The organism is Microbacterium sp. TW_SC_2, from assembly GCF_055361165.1.
In genome coordinates this window covers 306,525-319,200 of sequence record NZ_CM143952.1, presented here as the reverse complement: position 1 = coordinate 319,200, position 12,676 = coordinate 306,525, and the positions used below count along the sequence as shown (strand labels likewise).

Sequence of the window (12,676 nt, the reverse complement as noted above, 5' to 3'; positions counted from 1 at the left end):
GACCCCGAAGGGAGGGCCACGATGAGCGATGACACCGAGACCACTCGCGTGCGCCCGGCGACCCGCGCGAAGCGGGAGCAGATCCTGAAGGCGGCGGTCGAGATCTTCGGCAACAAGGGCTCGACCAACGGTACGCTCGCCGACGTCGCCGAGCAGGTGGGCATCACGCATGCCGGCGTGCTGCACCATTTCGGCTCCAAGCAGAAGCTGCTGCTCGAAGTGCTCGCGTACCGTGACCAGGCCGACGTCGCCGAGCTCGCGAAGAAGCACATCCCCGACGGGCCGGAACTGTTCCTGCACCTCGTGCGCACCGCGTTCGCGAACGAGCTGCGCCCCGGCATCGTGCAGGCGTACACCGTGCTGTCGTCGGAATCCGTGACCGACGATCACCCCGGGCGCGAGTACTTCGAAGAGCGCTACACCACGCTGCGCCGCGAGGTCACGTCCGCGTTCCGCGACCTCTGCGCGCAGGAGGGGGTGACCGAGCCCGACACGGTCGCCGCGGCATCCGCCGGCATCCTCGCGGTCATGGACGGTCTGCAGCTGCAGTGGCTCCTGCATCCCGACGTCGTGGGGCTCGGGGAGGCGAGCGCGTTCGCGATCGAGGCGATCGTGAACGCCGTGCTGCACCCCGGCCCGCCGCTCGCCACCTACTCCCGCCCCTCCTGACCCCCTCTCCCCCTCGTCGCCGAGCGGCCCCTTTCTGTGCGATCGGCCCCTCTATGACTGCACACAGAGGGGCCGATCGCACAGAAGGGGCCGGGTCGGCTCCCGGGGTGAACGTTAGGCTCGGGTCATGACGATCGATCTCGAAGCGCTCTACATCGACCTGCACCAGCACCCGGAGCTGTCGTTCCAGGAGACCCGCACCGCCGGCATCGCCGCCGGCCACCTGCGCGATCTCGGTCTCGAGGTGCACGAGGGCGTCGGCGTGACCGGCGTCGTCGGAGTCCTCGAGAACGGCGACGGCCCGGTCGTGTGGGTGCGCGCCGACATGGATGCCCTCCCCGTGAGCGAGCAGACCGGCCTGGCCTACGCGAGCACCGCCACGGGCATCGATCCCGCCGGCAACGTCGTGCCCGTGATGCACGCCTGCGGACACGACATGCACGTGACCGCGATGATCGGCGCCGTCGAGAAGCTGGTCGCCGAGCGCGCGGACTGGTCGGGCACGCTGGTCGTGCTCATCCAGCCTGCCGAGGAGTACGGTGCCGGCTCCCGGGCCATGCTCGACGACGGCCTGCGCGATCTCGTGCCTCACCCCGACATCGTCCTCGGCCAGCACGTCACCCCGCTGCCCGCGGGCACGATCGGGGTGCGCCCCGGCACTCAGATGGCAGCATCCGACGGCCTGACCGTGACTCTGCACGGACGCGGCGGACACGGCTCGCGCCCGCACTCCACGATCGACCCCATCGTGATGGCCGCGGCGACCGTGATGCGCCTGCAGACGATCGCGTCGCGCGAGACGGACCCGCGCGAGGTCGCCGTGGTCACGGTCGGCTCCATCCACGCGGGACTCAAGAACAACATCATCCCCGCCGAGGCGAAGCTCGAGCTCAGCCTGCGCTACCCCGACGATGCCGGTCGGGCGAAGGTGCTCGCGAGCGTCGAGCGGATCGTGCGGGCGGAGGCCGCCGCATCCGGCGCCGAGCGCGAGCCCGAGATCCGCACCGACCACACCCTCCCCCCGACCATCAACGACGACGCGGCCACGGCACGCGTGACGAGCGCCCTGCAGCGCGCCCTCGGTGAGGCCGCGGTGGTCGATCCCGGCATGTTCACGGGCAGCGAGGACGTGTCGTGGTTCGCCCGCGACACCGGCGTTCCGCTCGTGTTCTGGTTCTGGGGCGGTGTCGACCCCACCCGGTTCGCCGCGGCGATGGCGGGCGGCACGCTCGACAGCGACATCCCCACGAACCACTCCCCGTACTTCGCGCCCGAGATCCACCCGACCATCGAGGTGGGCGTCACTGCTCTGTCGGCCGCCGCGCGGGAGTTCCTCGGCTGAGATCGGCGTTCACAACTCAGGACGGACGTCGCCGCTGAGGGCTGTCACCGGCTAAAACGCGGCGGAACGCGCGTTCTCGCCTGAAAACGGAACGGCGACCGACGCCGACACCCGAACGGCGACCGACGCCGACGCCCCTGCCGACGCCGATCAGGTCTCGTCGCGCAGCGCGTGGATCATGCGCCGGAGGCTCGCGCGCGCCCCCGCGCGCTCCTGCGGGCTCATCCCGGACAGCATCCGGACCTCGACGGAGCGCACCGCGGCGCTCGCCTGCTCCCGCCGTCGCCGCCCGAGCGGCGTGAGCTGTGCGGGGAGGACCTTTCCGACGGCCGCCTCCGCGGGCCGGATCACCGAGCCGTCGCGCTCGAGCGCCTGGAGCAGCACGTTCATGGACTGCCTCGTCACGAACGCACCTCGCGCGAGCTCCGAGTTCGACAGCCCGGGCCGCTGCGCGAGCAGCTCCAGGCAGGAGTAATGCGTCACCGTCATCCCGAGCGGCCGGAGCACATCCTCCATCGCGACGCGCAGGGCGCTCGACGCCTCCTTCAGCAGATAGCCCAGGGAGGTCTCGAGATCGATCTCATCGGCGCCTTGACTCATGTCAGCATTCTGACATACAGTCAGACATGTCAGAAAACTGACACATAACAGGAGGAACACCATGCCCGTCACCGGCCCCGATTTCATCTCTCTCCAGGCCAGCGATCTCGACGCGTCGCGAGCGTTCTACGAGCAGTACCTCGGCCTCGTCCGCGCCCCCGAGGGCCCGCCGCACGCCGTGGTCTTCCAGACCGCGCCGATCGCGTTCGCCCTGCGCGAGGTCGTGCCGGGCACCGACCTCGCCTCCGCGGCCCACCCGGGTGTCGGCGCCGCGATCTGGCTGCACGCCACGGACGTGCAGGAGATCCACGACGCCCTGTCCGCCGACGGGCACGAGATCGTCGCGGCCCCGATCGACGGCCCGTTCGGCCGCACCTTCACCTTCGCCGACCCGGACGGCTATCGCATCACCCTGCACGATCGCGCCTGACGCGAGGGACCGGCCCTAGCCGAGCGGGACGAACCGCACCGCGGCGGGGTCGACCCGCACGGACAGCATGTCTCCCGGTGCGAGCCCTGCCGCGTCGGTCACCGCGACGTCCACCTGGCAGAGCTCGGTGTGCACGCGCACGCCGGCGAGCGTCGCCTCGAGCCGCGTGATGCGGGTGGGCCACACGTCCGACGGCTCGGAACCGTCGGCGGCGTCCGGCCGCCCGACCCGCGCGGCGGCCGGGGAGAACACGGCGGCCAGCGGCACGCCGTCCGTGACGGCCAGGGCGCACGATGCGGCATCCGCACTGCGCAGCCGCACGCCGCCGCCGCGCCACCCACCCCGCTCGGCCACCCCGATGATGCGGTTCACCCCGGCGATCGAGGCGACGAAACCGGATGCCGGCGCGGCGAGGACCTCGCGCACCGGCCCGCTCTGCGTCACCCGCCCCGCCTCCACGATGATCAGCCGGTCCGCCAGTGCGACGGCGTCGGCCGCATCGTGGGTGACCGCGATGGTCGTGGTGCCGCGGAGCTGATCGCGCAGCATCCGCCGGATCTCGCCCGCGGTCTCGGGGTCGAGCGCCACGAGCGGCTCGTCCAGCAGCACGGCCCGCGGGGATGCCGCCAGCGCCCGGGCCACCGCCACGCGCTGCCCCTCCCCGCCGGAGAGTTCGCGCGGCATGCGATCTCCGGCCCCGGGAAGACCGACGCGCGCGAGCCACTCGTCGGCGCTCGCGCGGGCACGGCGCACCTCGACGCCCGCCGCCCGCGGCCCGAAGGCGACGTTCTCCCGCACGCTCAGGTGCGGGAACACGCGCGCCTCCTGCCCGAGCAGCACGACGCCCCTCCCCATCGGCTCCGTGTGCACGCGCGGCGCGGCGACGCGGTCGACCACCCGGCCGTCGATCACGATCTCGCCGGCCGTCAGCGGCAGCAATCCGGCGAGCGCCTGCAGCAGCGTCGACTTGCCCGCGCCGCTCGGCCCCATCACCGCCACGGTCTCACCGGGATGCACCTCGAGCGCGACATCCACGACGAAGTGCTCGCGGGCGACGACGACGTGGGCGCGCAGGCCGCCGGCTCCCGCCTGCCCGCCCTCGCCACGGGCACTCATCGCGCGGCCCCCGGTCGCCATCCGCGCACGAGCAGCAGCACCGCGACGGCGGTGGCGAGCAGGAGCAGCGCGAGCGCGACGGCGGCTCCCTGCGTCACCCCGGCGCCGTTGAAGGCGGTGTAGATGGCGAGCGGCATCGTCTGCGTGACGCCCGGTCGGTTGCCGGCGAACAGGGCGGTGGCACCGAACTCCCCGATCGCCCGCGCGAAGCACAGCACGATGCCGGCGACGATCCCGGGGCCGGCGAGCGGCAGTGTGATCCGACGCAGGATCGTCCAGCGACCGGCCCCGAGCGCGGCGGCCGTGCGCTCGTATCCGACACCCGCGGTGCGCACCGCTCCCTCGACCGCGAGCACGAGGAACGGCAGCGCCACGAAGGTCTGCGCGAGCACCACCGCCGGGGTGCTGAACGACAGCCCGAGTCCGCCCAGCCAGCCGGCGCGGCCGAACAGGTACAGCAGCGCGACACCGCCCACCATGGGCGGCAGCACGAGCGGCACGGTGACCGCGGCCCGCAGCACCGCGGCGAGACGGGGGCCGGAGCGGGCGATGAACAGCGCCAGGGGCACCCCGACCACGATGCACAGCAGGGTCGCGATCACCCCCGTGCCGAGGGAGAGTGCGAGCGCCGAGAGCGCAGCCTCGGAGGTCACATCGGCGACGAAGGTCGACCAGTCGACGCGGGCGATCAGCGCCGCGAGCGGGAGCACCAGGAACGCGAGGCCGATCAGCGCGGGAACCGCGAGCGCGCGCGGCGCATAGCCGGTGCCTGCTGCCGCGGTCATGGGGCGCCGAACCCGAAGTCCGCCAGGATGCTCCGGCCCGCCTCCGACCGCACGAAGGCGATGAACGCGTCCGCCGCGTCCGGATTGCGGGCGTCGTCGAGAGCGGCGATCGGGTAGTGGTTGACGACGTCCTCCGCGCCCTCCGGCACGATCGACTCGACGTCGTCGCGGCCCACGACGTCGGTGGCGTACACGAGTCCGGCATCGGCCTCGGCGGCGGCGACCTTGGTCAGCACGGCGGTCACGTTCTGCTCGACGCTGGCGGGGTCGACCGCGACGTCGGCGGCGGCGAGCAGCGCCTCGGACGCCGCACCGCAGGGCACCTCGGGGGCGCACAGCACGGTGGTCACGCCGGCGAGGTCGGCGAGCGTCCGCACATCACCGGGGTTGCCGACCGGCACGGCGATCACGAGCGTGTTCGAAGCGAACAGTTCCGGCTCGTCGGTGACGGCTTCCGCCTTCGCCATGGTCGCCTCATCGGCCGAGGCGAACACGTCGGCCGGAGCGCCCGCGAGGAGCTGCGTCACGAGGGTGGAGGATCCGTCGTACACGGCGCTCACCGTGACGTCGGGATGCTCTTCCCGGAACGCCTCGCCGATCGCATCGAACGCCGAGGAGAGTGAGGCGGCCGCGTACACGATCAGTTCTCCGCCCGGTGCCCCGTCGGCGGACTCGGCGCCGTCGGGCGTGGATGCCGGGGACCCGGCGCATCCCGCGAGAGCCAGCGCCCCGGCGGCCAGCAGAGCGGCGGCAGCACGAAGAACGGCGCGGCGGGTACGGGTCATGTCAGCCCGCCGGGAGGTCGATGACGACCTGGGTCGCCTTGACGGATGCCGTGGCCAACGACCCGACCTCGAGCTTCAGCGCGTGCGCGGCCTCCGCCGACATCAGCGAGACGACGCGGTGGGGCCCGGCCTGCAGGTCGACCTGCGCCATCAGACCCTCGATCTGCACACGGGTCACGATGCCGGTGAAGCGGTTCCGTGCGCTCGAGAGGGCGTCGTCCTCCGCCCGCGCCTCGTCGGCGAGCGCGACCGCCCGCGCCGCGAGCGCATCGCCGGGGATCTCGGCGGGAACGGCATCCGTGACGGGGAGGAGTCCCTGGTCGACCCAGCGCCGGACGGTGTCGTCGCTGACCCCGAGCAGGCGCGCGGCGCGGGAGATCCGGAAGGCGTGCATGCCATGACACTACCGCAGATGCGGATCACCACGCTGATTTCCTCCGCATGAGCGTCGATAGCGGCGGCATATCGGGCCATCGTCCTCGCTGCACCCCGACGGCCGTCACCCCCACGCCGCCGGGCACGGACGCCGTTCTGCCCTATCCTTGCCGCGTACGTCCTCGAGAAGGAGCGCCCATGGCCGCAGCCGTCGTCCTCGTGTCCGGCGGTGCCGCCGTGACCCCGTTCACCGACCCCGACCGCGCCGCCGGCTCCGGTCTCGCCGCCGGGAACACGCTCACCGCCCTCCGCGCGCATCTGCTCGGTCGCGGTGCCTCCGTGTTCACCGCCCCCGCCCGCCTCGGCGAGGGCGAGGTGCGCGAGGATGCCGGATGGCAGGGGTTCGCCGACGTCCCCCTCGTCCTGCCCGCCGAGGTCACGGTCAATGCGGTCGGCACGATCGACGACGGTGGTGTCCGCCTGGCCGCGTTCCTGCGATGGCTCGGCGAGGAGCACGGGATCACCGACGTCGATCTCGTGGCGCACTCGATGGGCGGGCTGTTCTCCCGTGCCGCGATCCGTGAGCTGCACGGGGACGGCCCGTCGATCCGTCGCCTGGTCACCCTGGGCACGCCCTGGGACGGGTCGCTGCTCGGCGACGTGCTCTCCGAGGACATCGCGATCGCCGACGCGCACGGAGATCCGGGAACCACGCAGATCCTGGAGCGATCGCGCAGCTATGCGGCCGAGAACTCCCAGGGCGCGGCCGACCAGGTCTCCCACCGCTTCCTGCGGGAGTGGAACGCGACGCAGGCCGGCGTGCTCGATGCCGTGGCCGTCACCGCCGTGGGTGCGGGGTATTTCCACGCGGCTACCGAACCGGGCCTGCTGTGGCCGCACGACGGTCTCGTCGCCCGCCGGAGCGCTCGCGCCGACGAGGTGTCCCCCGCGGTGCTGCCCGATGTCGTGCGGCACAGCTTCGACGACGACGTGCACAGCATCTTCTTCGCCGACGCGTTCGCGCTGCCCTGGGAGCGCGCGCTCACGTGGGACCCCGAGGTGTTCGCGGTCGTCGACGACGCCCTCCGCGCCTGAACACCCGGCCCGTCGCAGACACCGCCCCGCGCCCTCGTCGGCCCCGCCGCTTCCGGGCATACCCTGAACCCATGCACCCTCTCGTCGCACCCGCGCCGGCCCTGGAGCCCGCCGAACTCGTCCGCACCGCCCGGCACGCGGTCCTCGCCGGCATCGGCGAGGAGGGGCAACGCCGTCTGAACGCGGCCCGCGTCACCGTCGTCGGGGCGGGCGGGCTCGGCTCCCCCGTGCTGCTCGCTCTCGCGGCGGCCGGCGTCGGATCGCTCACGGTGATCGACGACGACGTCGTGGAGCTGACGAATCTGCAGCGCCAGCTCGCGCACCGCGTGGAAGACATCGGCACCCCCAAGACCGCCTCGGCCGCGCGTGCGATCACGGCGCTCGCCCCGCACACCGCGGTCACCCAGATCTCCGAACGGCTCGATGCCGCCAACGCCGAAGCCCTGTTCGCGGGCGCCGATGTGGTGGTCGACACGAGCGACTCGTTCGCCACCCGCCGCGCGGTCGCCGCCGCCGCCGAATCCCTGGGCGTTCCGCTGGTGTGGGGTGCGGTGCAGGAGTGGCACGCGCAGGCCACCGTCTTCTGGTCCGCCCCGCCCGCAGGCGACCCGGTCGTGCTGACCGACCTGTTCCCGCTGGGCACCGAGGGCGAACCTCCCAGCTGCGCACAGGTCGGCGTGCTCGGCGCACTGTGCGTGCAGGTGGGCGGGATGCTGTCCGGCGAGGTCGTCAAGCTCATCACCGGCGCCGGCACCCCCCTGCTCGGCCGTCTGGCGCTGATCGACGCGCTCACGGGCCGCCAGCACGAGGTCGCCGTCCGCGCCGCCGCTCCCTCGTCGGCTCCCCCCTCGTCGACCGCCGCGACGGAGGTGTCGGCATGAGCGCGCTGCGCACGGTCGAGGAGCAGCTCGCCCGTGTGCTCGCCGCCGTGCGGGTGCTCGAGGCGGAGACGCGCGCGATCGGGGATGCTGCGGGGCGCACGCTCGCGGAACCCGCCGCCGCCGCGCACGACATCCCCCTGTTCGACAACTCCGCGATGGACGGCTTCGCGGTGCACGCCGCGGATGTCGCGACGGCATCGCCCGAGCATCCCGTGACACTGCGGGTCGTCGCCGATCTCCCCGCCGGCACCGACGCCGACCCCGCGCTGGGCGCCGGTGAGGCCGCGCGCATCATGACCGGTTCGGCCTGCCCCACGGATGCCGATGCGATCGTGCCCTTCGAGGACACCGCGGGCGGCCTGGCCGACTCTCTCGGCGAGGTGCGGGTGCTGCGCGCTCCGGCGAAGCCCGGCGCCTTCGTGCGTCGGCGCGGGGCGGACCTGCACGCGGGTGACACGGTCGTGCACGCGGGCGAGCGACTGGGCGCGTTCCAGATCGCGGCGGCCGTGGCCGCGGGGGTCTCGGAGGTCCGCGTGACCCGCGCCCCGCGTGTGGCGGTCATCTCCACCGGCAGCGAGCTGCTCGCCCCGGGCGAGCCCGCCACCCGCGGCCGCATCCCGGATTCCAACGGACCGCTGCTCGCGCAGCTCGTGCGCGATGCCGACGCCGAGGTCGTGCACATCGCGCGCGTGCCGGACGACGCCGACGCGGTGAGGGCTGTGACCGCCGACGCCATCGCCCGGGGTGCCGACGTGATCGTGTTCTCCGGGGGAGTGAGCGCCGGCGCCTACGAGCCCGTGCGCGGCGCCTTCGACGGTCGCGGTGAGGTCGAGTTCGCGGGGGTCGCGATGCAGCCGGGCAAGCCGCAGGCCTTCGGCGTGCTGGATTCCGGGTGCCTCGTGTTCGGGCTGCCGGGCAACCCCGTCAGCGTCGCGGTGTCGTTCGAGGTCTTCGTGCGCCCCGCCCTGCTCGCACTGCAGGGCCGCACCGGCATCCACCGCGCGACGGCACCGTTCACCGCCGATGCCGCCTGGACCCCTCCCCCCGGCCGGCGGCAGTACCTGCCCGCCGTCGTCGATCTCGTCGCACGCACCGTGCGCCCCGCGACGGCCGGCGGCTCGGGCTCGCACCTCGCCGGCGGACTCGCGCGCGCGCACGCCTTCGCGATCGTGCCCGCCGAGGTCACCGCGGTCGCCGTGGGCGACCCGATCGATGTCATGCTGGTCTGATGAGCTTTCCGCATCTCGACGCCGCCGGCCGCGCGCACATGGTCGACGTCACCGCCAAGCAGCCGACCGTGCGCACCGCGACCGCACGCGGCTTCGTCCGGTGCAGCACCGCGGTGATCGCCGCGCTCCGCGACGGCACGATGCCGAAGGGCGACGTGCTCGCCGTGGCCCGCATCGCCGGCATCCAGGCCGCGAAGTCCACCCCCGCGCTGCTGCCCCTGGCGCACGTGATCGGCGTGCACCGCGCGAGCGTCGAGCTCGACATCGTCGACGACGGCGTGCGGATCGAGGCCACCGTGGGCACGGCCGACCGCACCGGCGTCGAGATGGAGGCGCTCACGGCCGTGTCGGTGACCGCGCTGGCCGTGGTCGACATGATCAAGGGCGTCGATCGCACGGTCGTGATCGAGAACGTGCGCATCGTCGCGAAGTCCGGCGGACGCTCGGGCGACTGGGTGCGCCCCGGGGAGACCGCGGCGGGTGAGGCATCATGACCCGTGTGCGCTATTTCGCGGCCGCCGCCGAGGCCGCGGGTGTCGACTCCGAGGAGCGCGGGGAGCCGACGCTGCTCGCCCTCCGCACGGCGGTCGTGGCCGCGCACCCGGCGCTCGCCGACATCCTTCCGCGCTGCGCGGTCATGGTCGACGGCGTGCGCGCCGACGACGACCGTCCGCTTGAGGCGGCACAGCTGATCGACGTGCTGCCGCCCTTCGCGGGCGGCTGAGGCCCGTCCTTCAGCCCCCGATGCCCTTCCAGGCGGTCGTGCCGTCGGACTCGAGCTGACGCTTCCACACCGGCAGGTCCTGCTTGATGGCCTCGATGACCGCGCGGCAGACCTCGAAGGCCTCGGCGCGGTGCTCGGAGGCGACCGCGATGACCACGGCCGCATCGCCGACCTCCAGCCGGCCGATGCGGTGACTCACCGCCACGACGGCGGGAGCCGCGGCGTCGGCTCCGGCCTCCTCCGCGATGCGACGCAGCGTCGCCTCGACGTCGGGATGCGCGCTGTACTCCAGCCCGACCACCGGGGTCTGCGCGTCCGGGTCGTTGTCGCGCACCCGCCCGACGAAGGTCGTGACGGCGCCCAGGCGCGGATCCTCCACCGCGCGCAGATGCACATCCAGGTCGAGGTCCTGCTCGCTCACCGCTGCCAGACGTACGTCGTTCATGTGTGGTCTCCGCCCTGTACCTGATCCACGATGTGCGCGGCGACGCCGAGCACGAGGGGCATGCCCGATGCCACGGCACGCGTGGACCCGGGAAGATTCACCACGAGCGCGCCCGCGGGATCGATGATGCCGGCGAGGCCGCGGGACAGCACCGACAGCGGGGTGTCGCTGAGTCCGCTCCGGCGCAGCTCCTCGGCGATGCCCGGCACCTCCCGGGTGATCACGGAGCGCGTGCCCTCGGGGGTGAGATCGCGGGGGCCGACCCCCGTGCCGCCGGTCGTCACGATCAGGCGGATGCCGCGCGCGGCGGCTCGGCGCAACGCGTCGGCGACGGAACTCGCGCCGTCCGGGATGATCTCGGCGTCCGGGCAATGCCAGCCGGCGTCGCGGAGGAGTCCGACGGCGATGGGCCCGCCGCGGTCCTCGCGCTCACCCGAGAACGAGCGGTCGGAGACGGTGATCACGCAGGCGGGGAGCGACGTCATGGCTCCACCCTAGAGGGTGGGCACGACGCCGCACCGGGCCTCACGAGACGCGGATCAGCGAGCGCTGCCAGCCCGAGGAGCCGTCGGGAGCGATCGGGGCACGTTCCTCGATCTGCAGGTCGCCGTTCTTGTTGACCGCCCGCACGGCGACGTAGTGGGTCCCCGGGGTGGCATCCCACTCCATGAGCCACTGCACCCAGGTGTCGTCGTTGATGGGCGTCGACAGCGTCGCGGGAACCCAGTCCCCGTTGTCGATGCTGACCTCGACGCGCTCGATGCCCACGGACTGCGCCCAGGCGACGCCGGCGATCGGGATCTTGCCGGCCGCGACGGCCTCGCCGATCTTGGGGGTGTCGACGCGCGAGGAGAACTTGATCGGCGCCTCGGCGCTGTACCCGCGCGGGGTCCAGTAGGCCTCGTCGTCGGCGAAGGTCGTGACCTTGAGCTCGGTGAGCCACTTGGTCGCCGACACGTAACCGTACAGGCCCGGCACCACCATGCGCACCGGGAAGCCGTGCTCGAGGGGCAGGGGCTCGCCGTTCATGGCGACCGCGAGGATCGCGTCGAGGTTGTCGTCGGTCAGGGCCGAGAGCGGCGTGCTCGCGGTGTAGCCGTCGACGCTGCGCGAGAGCACCATGTCGGCACCGGACTTCACGCCCGCCTTCTTCAGCACGTCGCGCAACGGCACGCCGAGCCACATCGCGTTGCCGACCAGCTCGCCGCCGACCTCGTTCGAGACGCAGGTGAGGGTGATCGCGTATTCGTCGAGACCCATGTCGAGGATGTCCTGGAAGCTCATCTCGACCCGCTGGTCGACCATGCCATCGATCACGAGCCGCCAGGTCTCGGGGTCGATCGACGGGACGGTGAGCGCGGTGTCGACGCGGTAGAAGTCCTCGTTCGGCGTGAAGAGCTTGCTGAGACCGGGCACGTCGAGCTCGGCGCCGTCGGGGACGGTGACCTTCGTGCGCGGGCTGGGGATCTTGAGGGCGTCGCGCAGGGTCTCGACCGAGGAGACGGTGGTGCTGACCACGCGCGAGGCGACGCCGACGATGACGGCGGAGGCTCCGGCGATCGCGGACAGCACGAAGAAGCGCCGACGGTCGATGCCGGCCGGGGACGCCGCGACCTCGCCCGTGTCGGCGGGCTTCGTGAGAGGGTTGTCCGCCTTGTCCTTCTTGTCCTCCGTGACCGCCGGGGCGGCGGCGACGGCGGAGGACCGCCAGGCGCGCAGACGACGGGCGAGGAGCACGAGGACGACGGAGCCTGCGACGGTGCCGAGCACCGGGGGCAGGAACGCGAGGGCCGTGACACCGGCTCGGGTGACGATCGCGGCGGTCGAGAGCGCGCCGGCCACGACCAGGGCGATCACGCCGAGCGGAGGCTTGACCAGCTGCAGGATGCCGGCGATCGCAGAGGCGATGACCACCGCGAGCCCCAGGCCCGCGAGCAGGGCGATCTTGTCGTACTCGCCGAAGGTCGCGATCGCGAACTCCTTGAAGGGCTGCGGCACGATGTCGATCACGAAACCGCCCACCGCGAGGATGGGACTGGCCGCGCGCGCGAACAGCAGCGCGAAGAGCTCGGCTGTCGCGAGGAAGACCCCTCCGCTGATCACGCCCGCGAGGGCGGCCCATGCGATGAATCTCTTGCCACTGCTGCGCTGCGCCATGGTCGTCTCCTCCTACACCGGTGCGGTGTTCTCCGGGTTGTTC

16 protein-coding genes are annotated in these 12,676 nt (G+C 72.8%); 8 read left to right on the top strand and 8 right to left on the bottom strand.

What is annotated here, in order from left to right:
- The first annotated feature begins 21 nt into the window (after positions 1–21).
- Together ACWA14_RS01590 and ACWA14_RS01585 are read left to right on the top strand one after the other, a co-directional pair.
- A complete protein-coding gene (locus ACWA14_RS01590) occupies positions 22–669 on the top strand; it encodes a TetR/AcrR family transcriptional regulator (RefSeq protein WP_463795698.1) in 648 nt (215 codons plus the stop codon).
- A 127-nt stretch (positions 670–796) separates the two neighbouring features.
- A complete protein-coding gene (locus tag ACWA14_RS01585) occupies positions 797–2,011 on the top strand; it encodes an amidohydrolase (protein WP_463795697.1) in 1,215 nt (404 codons plus the stop codon).
- A gap of 150 nt (positions 2,012–2,161) precedes the next feature.
- Here the strand turns inward: ACWA14_RS01585 and ACWA14_RS01580 are convergent, their stop codons facing one another.
- Complete coding sequence (locus tag ACWA14_RS01580; protein WP_463795696.1) at positions 2,162–2,611, bottom strand: MarR family winged helix-turn-helix transcriptional regulator; 450 nt, start codon at positions 2,609–2,611, stop codon at positions 2,162–2,164.
- A 61-nt stretch (positions 2,612–2,672) separates the two neighbouring features.
- Between ACWA14_RS01580 and ACWA14_RS01575 the strand changes: the two genes are divergently transcribed.
- On the top strand, positions 2,673–3,041 hold the full coding sequence (locus ACWA14_RS01575) for a VOC family protein (RefSeq protein ID WP_463795695.1): 369 nt from the start codon (positions 2,673–2,675) through the stop codon (positions 3,039–3,041).
- 15 nt (positions 3,042–3,056) lie between these two features.
- Here the strand turns inward: ACWA14_RS01575 and ACWA14_RS01570 are convergent, their stop codons facing one another.
- From ACWA14_RS01570 to ACWA14_RS01555, 4 genes are read right to left on the bottom strand one after another with little or no spacing between them, the layout of a single operon-like run.
- Complete coding sequence (locus ACWA14_RS01570) at positions 3,057–4,157, bottom strand: ABC transporter ATP-binding protein (RefSeq protein WP_463795694.1); 1,101 nt, start codon at positions 4,155–4,157, stop codon at positions 3,057–3,059.
- Positions 4,154–4,942, bottom strand: coding sequence for a molybdate ABC transporter permease subunit (gene modB, locus ACWA14_RS01565; RefSeq protein ID WP_463795693.1), 789 nt, complete (start codon positions 4,940–4,942; stop codon positions 4,154–4,156). The genes ACWA14_RS01570 and modB overlap by 4 nt, the downstream gene beginning before the upstream one ends.
- A complete protein-coding gene (modA, locus tag ACWA14_RS01560; protein WP_463795692.1) occupies positions 4,939–5,727 on the bottom strand; it encodes a molybdate ABC transporter substrate-binding protein in 789 nt (262 codons plus the stop codon). Before modA ends, modB begins: the two co-directional genes overlap by 4 nt.
- A 1-nt stretch (position 5,728) precedes the next feature.
- A complete protein-coding gene (locus ACWA14_RS01555) occupies positions 5,729–6,121 on the bottom strand; it encodes a TOBE domain-containing protein (protein ID WP_463795691.1) in 393 nt (130 codons plus the stop codon).
- Between the two features lie 179 nt (positions 6,122–6,300).
- On the opposite strand from ACWA14_RS01555, the gene ACWA14_RS01550 reads away from it, so the two are divergent.
- The 5 genes from ACWA14_RS01550 (at position 6,301) to ACWA14_RS01530 (ending at position 10,031) form a co-directional block, all read left to right on the top strand.
- On the top strand, positions 6,301–7,197 hold the full coding sequence (locus ACWA14_RS01550; RefSeq protein ID WP_463795690.1) for an esterase/lipase family protein: 897 nt from the start codon (positions 6,301–6,303) through the stop codon (positions 7,195–7,197).
- A 71-nt stretch (positions 7,198–7,268) separates the two neighbouring features.
- Positions 7,269–8,078, top strand: coding sequence for a HesA/MoeB/ThiF family protein (locus ACWA14_RS01545; RefSeq protein WP_463795689.1), 810 nt, complete (start codon positions 7,269–7,271; stop codon positions 8,076–8,078).
- Positions 8,075–9,307, top strand: a complete 1,233-nt coding sequence (locus tag ACWA14_RS01540) for a molybdopterin molybdotransferase MoeA (protein WP_463795688.1) — start codon at positions 8,075–8,077, stop codon at positions 9,305–9,307. The genes ACWA14_RS01545 and ACWA14_RS01540 overlap by 4 nt, the downstream gene beginning before the upstream one ends.
- Positions 9,307–9,801, top strand: a complete 495-nt coding sequence (gene moaC / locus ACWA14_RS01535) for a cyclic pyranopterin monophosphate synthase MoaC (RefSeq protein WP_463795687.1) — start codon at positions 9,307–9,309, stop codon at positions 9,799–9,801. Before ACWA14_RS01540 ends, moaC begins: the two co-directional genes overlap by 1 nt.
- Entirely contained in the window at positions 9,798–10,031 is a 234-nt protein-coding gene (locus ACWA14_RS01530) for a MoaD/ThiS family protein (protein WP_463795686.1), read from the top strand. Before moaC ends, ACWA14_RS01530 begins: the two co-directional genes overlap by 4 nt.
- Before the next feature lie 10 nt (positions 10,032–10,041).
- Here the strand turns inward: ACWA14_RS01530 and ACWA14_RS01525 are convergent, their stop codons facing one another.
- Genes ACWA14_RS01525 through ACWA14_RS01515 form a run of 3 tightly spaced genes read right to left on the bottom strand, consistent with a single transcriptional unit; the run spans position 10,042 to position 12,633 of the window.
- Positions 10,042–10,476, bottom strand: coding sequence for a molybdenum cofactor biosynthesis protein MoaE (locus ACWA14_RS01525; RefSeq protein WP_463795685.1), 435 nt, complete (start codon positions 10,474–10,476; stop codon positions 10,042–10,044).
- Positions 10,473–10,961 (bottom strand): MogA/MoaB family molybdenum cofactor biosynthesis protein, encoded by a 489-nt coding sequence (locus ACWA14_RS01520; protein WP_463795684.1) that lies wholly within the window; start codon positions 10,959–10,961, stop codon positions 10,473–10,475. The genes ACWA14_RS01525 and ACWA14_RS01520 overlap by 4 nt, the downstream gene beginning before the upstream one ends.
- 40 nt (positions 10,962–11,001) lie before the next feature.
- Positions 11,002–12,633, bottom strand: coding sequence for a molybdopterin-dependent oxidoreductase (locus ACWA14_RS01515; RefSeq protein ID WP_463795683.1), 1,632 nt, complete (start codon positions 12,631–12,633; stop codon positions 11,002–11,004).
- Positions 12,634–12,676 lie beyond the last annotated feature (43 nt).